The organism is Vibrio sp. ES.051, from assembly GCF_002563795.1.
Taxonomy (GTDB): Bacteria; Pseudomonadota; Gammaproteobacteria; order Enterobacterales; family Vibrionaceae; genus Vibrio.
Window position 1 is genome coordinate 693,147 of the sequence record NZ_PDJL01000003.1, and the last position, 15,798, is coordinate 708,944.

Below are 15,798 nucleotides of genomic sequence, written 5' to 3' on the forward strand. Positions count from 1 at the left end.
ATAACACTTCTAAGGTGAGTCCTTATGTCTATTGAAGCTACTCTGCTTGCGCGCTGCGAGTCAAAATGTGAACTGTGTTCTTCTGAATCTCAATTAACGGCTTACGCTGTACCACCACACAGTAACATAACCGTCGATACCGCGATCATGGTATGTGACAAATGCCACGGTGAGATTGAAGAACCTAAAGACATTAATCACTGGCGCTGTCTAAATGACAGCATGTGGAGTCAGGTTCCTGCAGTACAAGTGACGGCATGGCGCCAACTAACTCGCCTAAACACTGAAAGCTGGGCTCAAGATGCTCTTGACATGATGTACATGGAAGAAGAGCAAATGAACTGGGCAATGAAAGGTATGTCTGACGATGACAAAACCTTAGATTGCAACGGCACTGAGCTCAAAAAAGGTGACGATGTCACTGTAATCAAAGATCTGCCAATCAAAGGCACAAGCCAAGTGATTAAACAAGGTACTGTTATTCGTGGTATCAGCCTTGGTAACGACCCAAAACTGGTTTCAGGCAAGGTAAATGGTGGTCAATCTATGTACGTGATCGCTGAATACTGTCGTAAAAAATAATATCGAATTACTTTCGAAGTTAAAACGGGGCTCCACTTGGAGCCCCGTTTTTTTGTTGCTTAAGCACGCTCATTGCTCTCATCACTCACATAACACACTTAATCTTCTCTTTTTCTCACGATTGTTTTCTATTAAGGTTTCATTAACTCGAACAAAAATGGATTGTTGTATGAAGAAGTTGACCATTCTTGATGGTGGCATGGGACGAGAGCTGAAACGTATGGGAGCCCCTTTTTCCCAACCACATTGGAGCGCCCAAGCTTTAATTGAATCTCCTGAGTTCGTGTATCAAGCGCATCGTAACTTTATCCAAGCCGGGGCAGAAATCATCATTGCCAATAGCTACGCATGCGTCCCATTTCATCTTGGGCAAGCGCTCTACGAGCAGCAAGGTGCTAAATTAGCATGCAAGGCAGCTAAAATTGCACGTGAGTGTGCAGATGAGCATGGAGATAAAGTCCAGGTCGCTGGCTGCATTCCTCCTGCATTCGGAAGTTATCGCCCTGACTTATTTGAATCAAAAAAAGGAGAAGCCATTTTTCGTGCTCTGTTCGAAGCTCAAGATGCGCATATCGACCTTTGGATAGCAGAAACTGTGACTAGTTTAGAAGAGCTCATGTGTTTACAAAAGGTCTTTGCGACAAGTACCAAGCCCGTTTGTTACGCGTTCTCTCTGCTTGACGAATTAAATCATAGCGCCCAGCTTCGCTCTAGAGAAAGTGTCATCTTGGCCATTAAACAGTTAATCACTGGATCAAATAAAAGTAATACTGCCGGTATCTACTTCAACTGCTCTATTCCAGAAGTGATGGGGCAAGCCGTGATGGAGACTAAGTCAATCTTAACCAGTCATCACAGTGACATCGAGATCGGAGTTTACGCGAATAGCTTCACGGCGATAAAAGCGAATCACGAAGCCAACAACACCATTCAAGAGACCCGTGAACTCTCTCCCGAAGAATATTTAAGTTTTGCTAAACAATGGTATGCCAACGGGGCGAACGTCATTGGAGGTTGCTGCGGAATTGGCCCAGAGCACCTCCAATTACTCACCCACTGGAAACACTCTTAGTAAATAGTCATTGATTAGCAAAATACCTAGATAAAAAAATACCGGCTCTAAGCCGGTATTTGAATTCAAACTGTTAAGATTAGCGGTATATCCCGACATCTTTTTGCATGTGTGCAGACAAGTCTTCTGTGCTGTAACGGTGTGGTGCCGTATTATCAACAAAAAGAATGTCTAGTAAGTGAGCAATCAATCCTTTGAAGTTAACCGCGTAGGTTTTCTGTTCCATAGAGGTTGGTAAAGCTACATTTGTCATTTGCATTGCTTGTGCCATGATTGCCTCTCTTTAAAGCAGTAATATATTTTATTGGTCATATATTAGTCACTCTATCGTAGTTTAAAAAGTGACAAAATTTACTCATTCAAATTACTTTTTCTAATAAAACAATTTCATTACAACCCATAAAAATACAAATGAATATATTACGTATAATTATTCAAAAATATCAAAAAATATTGAATACCCTCACTTTAAATGTACAGCCTAACCTCAAATTGCAACATTTTATTAACCATGACATTCATAGTCACGACATGATCCTTCTCAAAATTTAAAGTTTTTGATTAGTAATAGTAACGCTAGTTTGACTAAGTTGATTGTCTAATCTGTTTTTATACATCGAAGCAATGGTTGCTGACGTCATAACAACAATCAAAAATGTCAGTGACCAAATTGTCGGGATTTCATACTCTGTTCCGACCAATAACATCTTTACACCGATGAACATCATGATCACCGATAATGCTGGCTTTAAGTACACGAACTTATCCAGCATCGCTTGAAGTACAAAGTACAGAGAGCGTAAGCCTAATAAAGCGAATACATTCGCTGCAAGCACTAGAAATGGCTCACGTGTTACCGCAAAAATTGCAGGAATAGAGTCCAATGCGAACATCACATCCATTACGGCTATCACACCAACAACTATCAGCATAGGAGTTGCTACCCACTTACCGGCTTGCTTCAGGATCAAGTGGTTGTCTTGGTACTCTTCAGTTACTGGTAAAAACTTACGGATGAATTGTTCTGGGTATGGGTTTACTTCCTCTTCACCTTTGTCCCGTGCCAGCTTGATCCCCGTCCAAATGAGGAATGCCGCGAACAAGTAAAGTACCCAATGATATTGAGCCAGTAATTGGGCCCCCACAGCAATCATCATGGCACGAAGTACCAATGCGCCAATCACACCCCATAACAACGCGCGTGGGCGTAAATGTTCCGGTACTTTGTATTGCGCAAAGATAATAGCAAACACAAACAAGTTATCCACGCTAAGCGACTTCTCTAGCAAGTAACCTGTCAAGAATGAAATCGTAGCTTTGTCGTTTGTGTAAGTGCTATGTGGGGCGTAAAAATCCCAGAAAAAATAGATTGATCCTGCAAAGACAAACGCAAGTAAGAACCAAAAAACACTCCAAACCATGGCTTTTTTCATGGTAATGATGCCACCGCGAGTTTGGTAAATGTCGAGCGCCACCAACGCGAGTGTAAACAGACCAAAGGCACCATACATAGTGAGTGATTCTTGAAATTGGGTAGTATTTTCGATAAGAGACATGCTTCCTCCCTAAGCGGAAGGACATGACTTGGGTGACCTTCCGCATATAATATCAACAGCGGTCACATAACAATGTATCCGCCAGTCATAAATGCGTTGGTCTCGTTGAAGTGAAGCGTGACTAAACCACACGACACCTTTACTTACCGGATAAGCTGCTGCTTAACGAGATGACGATAAGTAAACTTGCGCTAACTACTCCCCAAACGCCGCCATACTAACGCCGACCGAAACGGTGTCAAACAAAAAAGATTTATCATTCCGAATTGGAATTTTTATTAACAATCAAAAGAGAAAGTCGACTGGGAATAAAAACATTGGATGGAACTTAATGGATATTTGATGCGCCTCGGAAATCAAAAAAGGAGCGAAGTCGCTCCTTTTGAAACATCCTTATTGCTAGCAATTACAATCCACTGGAAGGTACAAAGTACACTAACGTTGACCATACAGCGACCCATGCAACAACCACAGCAGCATCCGCCCAACCTTTCTTCCACATCCTTCCATCCTCTCATCACATCTAGCGTAGAGATGAAAGCAAAATCGATACCAACTGATTTTATTTATGTTGCTGCTTGTAAAGTTTGTGACTTTGGTTCAAACAGTTTGGCTCATCCGTTAGTAATTCGATGAAACAATCCGCCATTGATAAGTTGGTTATACGTCCTTCACCTTTCATTTCCAGTAACGCATCGTAACCTTCTTTGCCTTTCATCGTATAGGCGGAAGAAGTGCCGCGGTACCAAGTATTATCTTCAACATCAACCCACTGGCTACCATCAAAAATCTCTAAAGATTTTATTCTTTCACCTTTTGCTGAATCGGCATGGTACTCAAAGCTCAAGTTATACGTATAGGGGTAGCTGCCCGATCCCGTCCCCTCAACACCATTATTTAATGCGTTATTGATTGCCCCCTCAAGAGCACGACGAATCGCACTGCCTTGTACATCATAAAAACCAATAGGAACGGCAAAAGGCAATAACCGTCCGGCAACATCTGCCACCGTAATATATCCAGGGTTTAATGATGTTCTTACACCGCCAGCATTGTGAATGGCAAATTGAACCTTATGACCACGCTTATTCAAACTGTGTAAGAATGATCGCGCAACTGAGGGCGCTAATTCACTCTCACCAAACTCATCAGGGATGCGAACATGGCGTTTTTTTGCATCCACATTCGCAATCACTTGCGACTGCAGCTGCCTTACACGAGGGATATACTTTTCGTTTAGGATTGCTTGCGTCTCTAGGTGTTTTTTACAAACAACAACATTAGGTTGACCATGAATAAAATCACATGCCGTTTCAAATACACCTTGGTCTAATTGCTGGTTTAACTTCGAATCCCAAAAAATACGGCGCCCTAGTAATAACTCATTTTGACCATTCAGCATGGTCGCTTTGCCGTCTTGATCAAACTCGATCACACAATGTCCCATGGTTAATGCGTGATACCCCGCCTGCACAACGTAAGTGTCCTTCACTTTAACCCCGTAAGGGTCATCCTGACCTAGCCCGATAGAAGAGAAATCCCCTTGGAGTCTGTGGCTATGTCCTCCGACAATAATACCGATCCCTTGGACCTTTTCAGCTAGTTCCAAATCGCCCTCATAGCCCAAATGACTAAGAAGAATGATATTGTTAATACCAGCGGAATGGATTTGCTCTATCGTTGCCCTAGCCGTATCGATTGCAGTCATGAAAGGGGTGTCTGCATCAGGGTTAGCAATATCGCTCATTTTATCTATAGATAGGCCGAAAATCGCAACCTGTTCACCTTGAAATTCTTTCACGATGTATTGTGCGCTCTGTGTCTCTTTTTGAAAGCTATAAACATTATTACAGTCGCTGATACGGTGCTGTTTGGACAGAGACTCGCTTGATAAGTCCCAGTTACCAGCAAGTAATGGGAATTGAGTACGTTGACAAAATAGCGCGACAGGCTCATTGCCCATATCCAGTTCATGATTTCCCAAAGCCATAGCATCGATGTTCAACGCATTCAACAAATCCGCGTTCGCTTTTCCCTTAAATAAAGAGAAATAAAGCGTGCCTTGAAAGCAGTCGCCCGCATGAAGGAAGAGCATTCCTTGACGTTGGCGTTTTGCATCTTCCCGCAACTGATCCACACGTGTTGCAATACGCGAGAAGCCACCAGCACTCACATAAGGTTCCAGTATGAGATCGTTATTAATTTTTAATTTTAGCTGTAATGACGTTGGCTCAAAATAGGAATGAGTGTCATTGATGTGTGCCAGTTTTATTCTTACTGGCTTATGATTTTTATTCATTTTCATCGTCTCTCTTTTCATTCCTTATAATAATAAGAAGGGAATCATGACAGAATCATGAATTTTATGAAACATTGAATTTTTTATTTCATATTTACGTGATCCCGATGTTTCTAGGTTGTCGATGAAAGCGCTTCAAGCTTATTACGGTCTCTATTCATAAGGAGGTTGGTGGTGATTTTGTGAACTGAGGTGAATTCGATAAACCTGAATTCATATATGCTTAGAGATAGCAAAATAACGCTCTATAATTCAAACAATTGCAAGGAGGATTGAGATGAGACTAGAACGCATCGAAATCTCCGGATTTAGAGGCATCAAACGCCTTTCGCTCTCTTTTGATGAGCTCACCACACTCATTGGTGAGAACACTTGGGGCAAATCTTCATTATTGGACGCCCTTTCAATCGCACTGCCTGCTGATGGTTCGCTGTATCAATTTGAACTGAAGGACTTTCATGTCGATTACTCCATCTCTCACCCGCAGTCTCAACACCTACAAATTATTGTTTGCTTTAAAGCACAAGATAAACACGAAGTAAAAGCGGGCCGTTATCGCCGCATTAAGCCAACATGGTGCACGAATAACAATGGTGAGCACGTCATTTATTACCGCATTAGCGCGTCACGTAATGGGCATGATATTGAAACCAAATATGCGTTTCTGGACCAGAATGGTATTCCTAAGCTTCTCCATCATTCAGAAAAACTGGCGATAGAGTTAATGACGCTTCACCCTGTCATCCGTTTACGAGACTCTCGACGCTTCCCTCACTTAAATCACGTTAATGGCAATAGCATCAATGCCCGGATTGAGAAACGAATTAACAATACATGCCGACGCTTATTAGCGATGCCAGGTCATGTAAACAAAGGAGAAATCCGCAGCAGTCTTGACTCGATGCAAACCTTAGTCGAGCACTATTTTGCTTTTCGAAGCGTCAGTAAAGGTAGCCCGAGAAAACCAAGAGACGGACTTTTTTACACGAGCCCATCCTCTGACAAAGGGTTGAGTCAGTTTCTTAAAGAGACGAATGACAAACAAAGTCGCTTATTATTGATGGGGCTACTGAACGCTTACCTTCAAGCAAAAGGACCTACCGACTTAAGACGCTGCGCAAGGCCGATACTGATCATTGAAGACCCTGAAGGTCGTCTGCATCCAACTCACCTTGCGAGAGCATGGTCCTTATTACAACTTTTACCAATGCAGAAGATTTTAACAACGAATAGTGGGAGCATGTTAGGTTCTGTTCCTTTGTATTCTATTCGACGTTTAATTCGTTTATCAGACCGTACGATCGCTAAAAGCCTAAATACTTCAAAATTTGGGATTGATGAGTTAAGGAGAATCGGCTTTCACATTCGTTTCCACCGTTCAGGTGCTTTATTTGCACGCTGTTGGCTATTAGTAGAGGGTGAAACAGAGGTTTGGCTGTTCAATGAACTCGCGCGCCAGTGCGGTTATGATTTAGCGGCTGAAGGCGTTCAGATAGTGGAGTTTGCGCAGTCAGGGCTAAAGTCACTGGTCAAAGTAGCAAAAGAGTTTGGAATCGACTGGCATGTCGTGACGGATGGCGACCCAGCGGGGAAAAAATACGCTCACGCGGTTAGATCACAACTCGGGCATGATCAAGAAAGACATAGACTGACCGAGTTGCCCGATCGCGACATCGAGCACTTTCTGTATAACCATGGTTTTGAACTTTTCTTTAAAGACATTATCAAAGTTCCTCATGATCACCCTATCCCAGCCAAAAAAGTCGTTAACCGCGTGCTAAAAAAACATGCAAAACCTGATCTGGCGTTAGCCATTGTTTCTTATTGTGAATCACAAGGGGTCGAATGCATTCCAGTATTACTCCGCTGGACACTAAAGCGGATCGTGACGATGGCAAACGGCAATACCTAAGGCAGTAAGCGCCAACGTTTAGTTCTGGAAACAAAAAAAGCACACCAACTTGGTGTGCTCGTATCAAACATCACTAATTTTGATTAACGGTATGAGCGGAGTAAACTCAATACACAGCGGATACAAATAAGATTGGGGGCCACTACTGAGCTTGCTCGGCAAGCGAAGATGTCGTGGTTGATTTCGTATGTAACCAAAGTCCGGTTGCTTTCATCAGGTAACCAAATATTCCCCCCACCAACAAGGATGGGATGACAAGTTGCCAGTTTCCATCAGCGGCAAAGGTCGCGCATGCTCCGATGAAAGTACCAGGAATGTACGCTAACCAAGCTTGCTTGGCTTGAATACACATGAAAAATGCCACAATAGCGGTAATGACATAACCTAGAATTTCAAGCCCCACATAAGTCGAAGCATAAATTATTACCATTGCCCAAAACACACCGGTCATATTGGTAACTAGGCTAGTCCCTAACCCTCTCAATCCGCCAGTCGGGATCGCAAAATAACTCGTGCAGCCAAGGAAACCAGCCCAAGACAGCAGACCTAAAGAAATGGCAATCCAACCCCATACGCCAGATAAAATTCCAGTAGTGATAGAGATAGCTAAAAGTGTCGTCATGTTAGTCGTACCTACTTGGCTATTACCGCACTCTTTTGGTTCGATAACTGCCTTCATACATTGAAATCAAGGACACATATTAGAGATATCAGCCCAACTTATCGGTGACATTGATCACAATAAGATGTCGTACATTTCACCCCTTGCATTAAAAGTTTGACGCAACCGATAAATCAACAGGTTTAGGGAGTAATGAACGTAGCAAGTAAAGAGTGTTAGTGGCAATAAACGAGACTTTGCTATACAAAACTGATTAACCTAACGGTTAGAAGACCGATGGTTTACCCTTCATCATTCGCAAGCCCTCACGCTTAATGCAGTCAACCAATGGATTCTCTGCCATATCTGCACGCCATATAAATGACAGCGTTCTCTCCATTTTCAATTCAGGTACATTTAATGCGACAAGATGACCAACTTCGATGTAACGCTCTACGTCTAAATACGGTAAGCAAGTAAGATATTGACCGTTTGCAACGAGACTGCGTAATACAGGAACGTGCTCGTACTCGCGCCACACATCCAAATCTTCGATAAGATGGTGAATAGAGCTATCAAATGTTTTGCGAGTACCAGACCCATGCTCTCTAAGCACCCATTTTGCCTGTTCTAATTGCGCGAGACTCACCGATTGATTTCGAGCAAAAGGATGGTGGGAAGATGCAACAACCGTAAGGTGATCTCGACACCATACTTCTTGGTGCAGACGATTATCATCACAACGGCCTTCAATGATACCTAAATCATATTTATAACCTAAAACACCATCAATAACGCCTTTCGTACTCTGTACTCCAAGGGAGATTCTCATCTCCGGAAAGTCATTATCAATGATACTGATAAGGTCTGGCACCAAATGTTCAGCTGGGGTTTGACTTGCCCCCATGCGAATCTCTCCACTCAACAAATGTTGCTCATAAAATCCCATTTCGATCTGCAATGCGTCTTGTAATAAGCGCTTCGCTTTCGGCCTTAGCCACATTCCCCAATGAGTCAACGCCATTTGCTTGCCTTGCCTTTCAAACAAAGGCCTGCCGAGCATTTTTTCTAATTGCGCGAGCGACATACTTGTCGCCGATTGTGTCAGTGCCAATTTATCTGCGGCCTGGCTTACACTGCCGGTATCTGCAACTGCGTCAAAAACCGCCAGTTGCTTTAGTGAGTAGCGCAAAGTGTCCTCCTTCATCGGCGAGTATTTTCATACTCTCACAATCTTAAAAAACATGCCTTTATAAGCAATAGAGTTCATTTTACCGAGTCTCATAAAGTTATCAATTTATTTGATGAAACTTCTAAATATTATCAATTTTACCTAGCTATTACTTCCCTCTTATTCTGGATGTGCGGTTCGGGAACACCGCATGCCCAAACCATGTCATCGAGATTGACACTATTTGGGGCATAGATAAAAACGACAATTTCATTTTTGAATTAATAACCAAGGAGTTTTTATGGGACGACAAATTAAGGAGTCGATATGGCGGTGACCAGCACTCAACATCACCAGTACTTTTCTCCTAAAGAAATGATGTCAGAAGCTGAAAAGTTTGCGCTAAGTAAAGCCAACAAAACCAGCGGTATGACATTAAGCCTTGCCGTAATGGCTGGAGCATTTATCGGGCTAGCATTCTTGTTTTACATCACAGTGACGACCGGCAGTGCTGGCGCAGGTTGGGGGTTAAGCCGCCTTGCTGGTGGGGTGGTGTTCAGTATGGGATTAATTCTTATCGTCATATGTGGCGGTGAATTATTTACCAGCTCGGTACTTTCCAGTATCTCGTGGGCAAACAAGCAAATCTCTTTCGGCAAAATGCTATCAATTTGGGGAAAAGTTTACATTGGTAACTTTATCGGAGCCATGCTCTTACTGGCACTTGTTACCGCCGCGGGTCTTTATCAAATGGATAGCGGTCAGTGGGGACTGAATGCGCTGAACATCGCGCAGCATAAACTTCACCACACATTCCTTCAGGCATTTGCGCTCGGCATACTCTGTAACCTATTAGTTTGTCTTGCCATTTGGTTAACGTTTAGCTCTGCAAATGCCATGACCAAAGCAGCCATGACAATTATGCCTGTCGCCATGTTTGTCAGCAGCGGTTTTGAACACTGTGTGGCAAATATGTTTATGGTTCCGCTTGGCATTGTTATCGCAAACTTCGCCCCAGAATCATTTTGGACAGCGGTCGGTGTACCCGCTTCGCAGTACGCAGACTTGAATATAGGACACTTTGTCACTGCCAACTTAATCCCTGTCACCCTTGGCAATATCGTCGGGGGAGCCGTGTTAGTTGGCCTCGCAAACTGGTGTATTTTTCGTCGACCAGAACTAAAAGCAGCGAATATTTCTTCTATCACAACAACGACAACACTCTCGTCAGTTAAGGATTTCACCATGAAAAACGCATCTTGTGTTAAAGACATCATGAACCCAGCCCCGGTTACTATCAGCGCTGAAACTCCGGTTGCCGCCGCACTTGATACGTTAATCGATCACAACGCAACCAGCGCGCCTGTTGTTGATGTTCACAACCGCTTAGTGGGTTTCTTTTCTGCTCACGATATGATGGTGGAACTATGGTGTGAGGACTACATTCCCGTTAAGGAGCAAAAAGTCGTTGATATTATGAGCCGCGATGTCGTCGCAATCGATGCGGGCGATCGCTTAGTCGACGTAGTGGAGTTCTTATGTATCGATAAAGAACAGCTCTACCCAACCAGCAGCATGGGCATTGCAACTCGTATGACGTCTTTATCTGTTGAAGAGCGTGCGAAAAGCATCAGAGTAAGTAAACCACAAGTACTTCCTGTACTTGAAAATGGTCAGCTGATCGGTGTGGTCACACGTACAGAAGTTTTAAAAGCACTTCGCCCAATTTTCGGTGAGCGCTTAAACCTCGTTGAGAAAAACGCGTTGGAAACAGCGTAACGATTTTTGTAGTTCTATTATTAATATAAACAACGTCTGTTGGCTGTTATAAAAAAGCGCTCTTAATCGTAAGAGCGCTTTTCATATTTTTTAAAGGGGTGAATTATTGCTTAACACCTTCGATATGAAGCTCCATATCAACATAGCTTGATGCCCCCATAACTGGGATATCGAAATCAGCCAGCTCAAGACGAGTTTGACCGACAAAGCCTGCTCGCTCTCCCCCCCACGGGTCACTGCCAGCACCAACAAATTCCGCTTCAATAGTGATTGGTTTTGTTACGCCATGAAGTGTTAGATCCCCTGTCACGTCCAGCTTACCATTGCCTTTATCGACAACCTTTGTACTCTTGAACGTGGCTTGGCTGTATTTGCTCGCATCGATAAAATCACCACTACGAATATGTTTATCACGCTCTGCGTGGTTCGAATCCAAACTGGTGGTATCCACGACAACATTAACTTTTGAATCTGTGATGTTATTTTCATCGAACGAAAAGTCACCAGAAAAAGTATTAAAACGACCTTTGATGAAGCTATAACCAAGGTGACTTACTTTAAAGTTAACGGAAGCATGTGCGCCTTTCGTATCGATGACATAATCTGCAGCTTGAGCACCAACCGGCAGTGCCATAGCGATTGCTAATCCTGTAGCGAAGAGTGACTTTTTCATTATGAAGCTCCTAACATTTTTTTTAATGTGTTGTCTTTATCGATAAAGTGATGTTTGAGTGCTGCAGCAGCATGTAAGCCTGCAATGAGGATCACCGCCCAAGCTGCGTAAAAGTGAATTTCACCTGCAAGGTCTGATTGTCCAGGAAACAACTCACCCGCTCCCGGTACGATAAACCAGTTAAACACTTCGATACCGCGACCATCAGACGTTGAAATGAGGTAGCCTGAACCAAAGATAGTGAATAACAGCAGATACATCACACCATGTGCTGCTTTTGCGGCAACAATCTCGTAAGGTTTGCCTTCGACCCTTGGTGCTGCAGTAACATGTTTCCACACGATGCGTACCAAAGTTAAGATGGCGAGTAAAATACCGACAGAGCGGTGGTAGTGTGGTGCAGTTTGGTACCATTCACTGTAATAACTCAGATCGACCATCCACAAACCCACTGCAAATAGACCAATAATGCACAGTGCAGATACCCAATGCATCATGCGTGCAGGAAAGTTGTACTTCTTTACCAGTGAATCCATCTCACGTTCCTAGATATATGCCTAAGTTAATGTTGAGCAAGAAACACTACATTAACCTATTTGCCTCAAATGAAACAGATTATTTACCATCCTTTACACCCAGCCAATACCACCGTCTCTACCAACTTATTCGATTTTTTCGATGGAGACTTACATTATTTTTAAAACTGGCACTTACAGTTGTACTGGTTGTTCTATTTCGTACAGTTCATCGGAGGCTTCAAGCAGGCGGCGTTCAATCACAAATTTTGCATCCTCAATGCCTTTGTTGTAATAAATCGCACCAAGTTTTTCTGTAATAAAATCAACAAGAAATTCACTATCAAACTGACCAATTTCAACACTAAGTTCATCCTGCATGTAATCTTGTATTGCTACTGCGAGTGTTTCTTTTTGTGCACGTTCTAATTTTATCATCCCTATCCCTTTTAAGCGTATTGTTCATATGACCACCGGGTAACTCCTCTCATTCTCATCAGCTTAAAATCAATAGAGTGAAATTGAGAGCGCCACCAATGAGAGTAAGAACGACGATGCCTAACAATTTTGATTTTTAGATCAAGAAGTTGCTGAACTAAATTAGTCCATCCCCATAAACTATGCTAACCTTTCTCGGTTCGTTTTGTTAATGATTAAGGGATATTCTTTGCTACTCGATCTAGTAATTCAAAGTGTCAATGATTTTCAAGACGATTGCCTTAAACTGTGCGAAAAGCATTATCCTGCGGTCCATAACCAAGGCATGAGTGAGCACCACTTAGGGCTCGCATTTTCTAGGCGTATGGAGCACACTTTTCGTCACTTTGGATACCATAGTGTTACCAAACCCATCGAGGTATTAGAGGCACCAGCGCTTCCACATCACTACCGCATCTCTTCGGAACTCGGCACCGTGTGGGTTTTAACTCATCATATGGTCAGTGCCGGTACGTCCTGCCGCGAAAATTTACTCTCTTCGATTACCGAATGGCAAAGCGAGTACGGTTACGCATTACAACCCAACGACCTACTCTTTTTGGTTTCTGATCATTGGATTAGTCGTAGTAAAACAAGCAGGGAATTACTCCATTGGTGGATGGGAGAATTACCAGATCCGATAAATGAATATACCGAACAAGGCATCACGCTATACACCAGCGAGTCGCTGCTGACTCAATCTCTTGACACCCGCTTTGGTATTAGCCCTTGCTATATTAAGTTTGGTCACCCTCTCCGACGTTCTAACAAGCAGCAATTGGTCAGGAAATACTTACAGCTGTACGCCGTATTGCAGTGGTAACATCAAATTAATGATAAAAAGCTCTGTTTCAATAGGTGTCAAGGTTATCGGTTCGCTATACCTCCAAACTTAGAGGTATATGCAGAAGTAAAACAACCCTCTCGGTTCGAGGAGTTTGGGTCAGCGAGAGCGTCTTGATTTACCACGGTTTTTGTGGATAGCGAGTTTGGCTTTTAGCTTACGCTTTTCTGAGGAACGACTCTTTCGACAAGCGCCGCCGTTGCTCTCTACTTCTCTTGCTTCGACCAAGCTTGGTTCAAAACCTGCTAGCCATTCTTGTGGCAAACGTTGATCAAGTAAGTTCTCGATTGCATGTAGCAAATATTCTTCATCTCGGCTCATCAAAGACACCGCTAAACCAGACTTTCCAGCGCGTCCTGTCCGTCCAATACGATGAACATAATCTTCAGCTTTAAACGGCATATCAAAATTAATCACTTGCTCGAGCTCTTGGATATCGAGACCACGCGCTGCAACATCGGTCGCGATCAACGCACGAACCTTACCTTGTTTAAACTCGTTCAAAGCTCGCTGACGAGCGCCTTGCGACTTATCTCCATTGATGGAGACAGCTTTAATACCATCCAATTTTAGCTCTTTGGCAAGTTCGTCGCTGCCTTGCTTTGTTTTCGTAAAAACGAGGACTTGCTGCCAATTACGCGAGCCGATTAAATATGCCAGTAATTCACGTTTACGCTTTTTATCTACGGGATAAACAATCTGCTTGACGGTTTCAGCCGTTGTATTAGCAGGAGAAACTTCGACCTCGACGGGCGTGTCCATCAATTTATAAGCGATGGTTTTAATGCGTTTTTCAAATGTTGCAGAAAACAGCATAACCTGTTTCTCTGTCGGCAAGCGTCGCAAGATGCGTTGTAAGTCCGGCCAAAATCCCATATCTAACATACGATCTGCTTCATCTAGAACTAACGTGGCTGTCTTTGAGATGTTTACATTGCCATTAAACAAGTGATCCAACAGTCGACCAGGCGTCGCAATCAGAATATCTGCACCTTCTTCGAGCTTTTTCTTTTGGACACTCATACTCGTACCGCCATACACACAGACAAGGCGCAGCTCAGTTTGAGCTGAGTATTGCACCAAGTGGTCAAATACCTGCTGTGCCAACTCGCGGGTCGGAACCAAAATCAATGCTTGAGGAGTTCCGTTACGTTTCTTTTGCTGAACGGCTTGGATAATCGGCAAACCAAATGCCGCCGTCTTCCCCGTTCCCGTTTGCGCTGCAGCGAGAAGGTTCTTTCCTTCTAGAACATGTGGGATAGACTTTTCTTGTACAGGTGTCGGCGTCACGATATTCAGACTACTCAGCGTCTCTATTAGCTTTTGTTCGATGCCTAGATCAGCAAAATTCACGGACATGTTAAACCTCATAATTTTTGGATCGCAGAGTTTAACAGAGCCCTCAGGGCCATACTACCTTTCTATCTCAGCGACTCTTTACCGTTTAACTGTTGTTGATACTCATACGACTGGCGCAAAACGTCTTGATAAAGTGAAGAAAACTTATCCTCCAAGAACAAGTATTCTTGCTCAATGACTGAAAATGTCGTTGTGAGGTCGGCCATTCTAGGACTTCTTTGCGACATTCGATGTAGCGCAAATTCGATATTGTTAAGATCTTGATATGACTGCAGCCAATGACCGCTCCACATGCGGTTGTGTAGTAATAAGAATCGTGACGGTAAGCTGTCGTGAACATCTCGATCCACTCGTAGGTAAGCGGAATGCACAAAACTGTCGAGGGAAAGAGTATGAAAATCTTGCCAATGTTTCGCTAAGCAATGATCCCAAAACATATCTAGAGCAATAGGGGCAAAACGGCGCGCAACCCCCGTGAAATGAGGTTTGCACTCATCGACAATAGAGTGGTGGTCAGTAATACGATCCACAAAACGATGCAGTTTGATGCCATTCGAGATATCAGCGCTATACTGTTTGCTTGGATCTCCTTTGACGAAGTCTCCAAGCAAGTTTCCCAATAAATGACTTTTACAATGTTCTGCGATATGCAGGTGGGCTAGAAAGTTCATTCGACGTTTAGGCTTGGTGTGACATGCCTTATTATAACGTTAATTAAGCCGCGATGAGAGTACTCTCCTATTCGGCTTCGTTGTCTGAGCCAACGTACTCCGACAAGGTAATGCCAATTTCAAGCGCATCTAGCAGCTCAAGGCTCTCGTCGTTTTGGTATTGGTCGCTCATTGTGACCTCCTGTATTTAAGCTATCTTGCTTTAACTTACTGATGCTCTGTCTTTCTATCTCCGCACCAGCACTCCTTTTTATAATCTTTATATGACATATTCATGACGGCGAGAA

Annotated in this window: 15 protein-coding genes; 5 read left to right on the plus strand and 10 right to left on the minus strand. The window is 43.3% G+C overall.

Annotated elements, in window-relative coordinates:
* The first annotated feature begins 24 nt into the window (after nucleotides 1–24).
* A complete protein-coding gene (locus ATG66_RS03840; RefSeq protein WP_098414042.1) occupies nucleotides 25–582 on the plus strand; it encodes a PhnA domain-containing protein in 558 nt (185 codons plus the stop codon).
* Nucleotides 583–751: 169 nt separating this feature from the next.
* Nucleotides 752–1,654 (plus strand): homocysteine S-methyltransferase family protein, encoded by a 903-nt coding sequence (locus ATG66_RS03845; protein ID WP_098414043.1) that lies wholly within the window; start codon nucleotides 752–754, stop codon nucleotides 1,652–1,654.
* A 79-nt stretch (nucleotides 1,655–1,733) separates the two neighbouring features.
* On the opposite strand, the gene ATG66_RS03850 is transcribed toward ATG66_RS03845, so the two are convergent.
* The 3 genes from ATG66_RS03850 to ATG66_RS03860 all read right to left on the minus strand — a co-directional run bounded on the left by ATG66_RS03850 (nucleotide 1,734) and on the right by ATG66_RS03860 (nucleotide 5,515).
* The gene (locus ATG66_RS03850) at nucleotides 1,734–1,925 is read right to left on the minus strand and encodes a hypothetical protein (RefSeq protein ID WP_098414044.1); all 192 of its coding nucleotides are present in this window, start codon (nucleotides 1,923–1,925) and stop codon (nucleotides 1,734–1,736) included.
* Nucleotides 1,926–2,202: 277 nt separating this feature from the next.
* The gene (locus tag ATG66_RS03855; RefSeq protein ID WP_098414045.1) at nucleotides 2,203–3,210 is read right to left on the minus strand and encodes a TerC/Alx family metal homeostasis membrane protein; all 1,008 of its coding nucleotides are present in this window, start codon (nucleotides 3,208–3,210) and stop codon (nucleotides 2,203–2,205) included.
* Between the two features lie 562 nt (nucleotides 3,211–3,772).
* Nucleotides 3,773–5,515 (minus strand): bifunctional metallophosphatase/5'-nucleotidase, encoded by a 1,743-nt coding sequence (locus ATG66_RS03860; RefSeq protein ID WP_098414046.1) that lies wholly within the window; start codon nucleotides 5,513–5,515, stop codon nucleotides 3,773–3,775.
* A 271-nt stretch (nucleotides 5,516–5,786) separates the two neighbouring features.
* Between ATG66_RS03860 and ATG66_RS03865 the strand changes: the two genes are divergently transcribed.
* On the plus strand, nucleotides 5,787–7,421 hold the full coding sequence (locus ATG66_RS03865) for an ATP-dependent endonuclease (RefSeq protein ID WP_098414047.1): 1,635 nt from the start codon (nucleotides 5,787–5,789) through the stop codon (nucleotides 7,419–7,421).
* Nucleotides 7,422–7,563: 142 nt separating this feature from the next.
* Here ATG66_RS03865 and ATG66_RS03870 read toward each other — a convergent pair whose 3' ends face one another.
* Both ATG66_RS03870 and ATG66_RS03875 read right to left on the minus strand, forming a co-directional pair.
* On the minus strand, nucleotides 7,564–8,043 hold the full coding sequence (locus tag ATG66_RS03870) for a DUF1097 domain-containing protein (protein WP_098414512.1): 480 nt from the start codon (nucleotides 8,041–8,043) through the stop codon (nucleotides 7,564–7,566).
* A 265-nt stretch (nucleotides 8,044–8,308) separates the two neighbouring features.
* On the minus strand, nucleotides 8,309–9,214 hold the full coding sequence (locus ATG66_RS03875; protein WP_098414048.1) for a LysR substrate-binding domain-containing protein: 906 nt from the start codon (nucleotides 9,212–9,214) through the stop codon (nucleotides 8,309–8,311).
* A gap of 306 nt (nucleotides 9,215–9,520) precedes the next feature.
* Between ATG66_RS03875 and focA the strand changes: the two genes are divergently transcribed.
* A complete protein-coding gene (gene focA / locus ATG66_RS03880) occupies nucleotides 9,521–10,972 on the plus strand; it encodes a formate transporter FocA (protein ID WP_098414049.1) in 1,452 nt (483 codons plus the stop codon).
* A 103-nt stretch (nucleotides 10,973–11,075) separates the two neighbouring features.
* On the opposite strand, the gene ATG66_RS03885 is transcribed toward focA, so the two are convergent.
* From ATG66_RS03885 to ATG66_RS03895, 3 genes are all read right to left on the minus strand, one after another.
* Nucleotides 11,076–11,645, minus strand: a complete 570-nt coding sequence (locus ATG66_RS03885) for a YceI family protein (RefSeq protein WP_098414050.1) — start codon at nucleotides 11,643–11,645, stop codon at nucleotides 11,076–11,078.
* Complete coding sequence (locus ATG66_RS03890; protein WP_098414051.1) at nucleotides 11,645–12,181, minus strand: cytochrome b; 537 nt, start codon at nucleotides 12,179–12,181, stop codon at nucleotides 11,645–11,647. Before ATG66_RS03890 ends, ATG66_RS03885 begins: the two co-directional genes overlap by 1 nt.
* 174 nt (nucleotides 12,182–12,355) lie before the next feature.
* Nucleotides 12,356–12,598, minus strand: a complete 243-nt coding sequence (locus tag ATG66_RS03895) for a DUF2164 domain-containing protein (RefSeq protein WP_098414052.1) — start codon at nucleotides 12,596–12,598, stop codon at nucleotides 12,356–12,358.
* A gap of 229 nt (nucleotides 12,599–12,827) precedes the next feature.
* Between ATG66_RS03895 and ATG66_RS03900 the strand changes: the two genes are divergently transcribed.
* Nucleotides 12,828–13,460 (plus strand): hypothetical protein, encoded by a 633-nt coding sequence (locus ATG66_RS03900; protein ID WP_098414053.1) that lies wholly within the window; start codon nucleotides 12,828–12,830, stop codon nucleotides 13,458–13,460.
* Between the two features lie 120 nt (nucleotides 13,461–13,580).
* Here ATG66_RS03900 and ATG66_RS03905 read toward each other — a convergent pair whose 3' ends face one another.
* Together ATG66_RS03905 and ATG66_RS03910 are read right to left on the minus strand one after the other, a co-directional pair.
* Nucleotides 13,581–14,840: a DEAD/DEAH box helicase gene (locus ATG66_RS03905; RefSeq protein WP_179885583.1), complete on the minus strand. Its 1,260-nt coding sequence runs from the start codon at nucleotides 14,838–14,840 to the stop codon at nucleotides 13,581–13,583.
* Between the two features lie 62 nt (nucleotides 14,841–14,902).
* Nucleotides 14,903–15,511, minus strand: a complete 609-nt coding sequence (locus tag ATG66_RS03910) for an acyl carrier protein phosphodiesterase (protein WP_098414055.1) — start codon at nucleotides 15,509–15,511, stop codon at nucleotides 14,903–14,905.
* Nucleotides 15,512–15,798 lie beyond the last annotated feature (287 nt).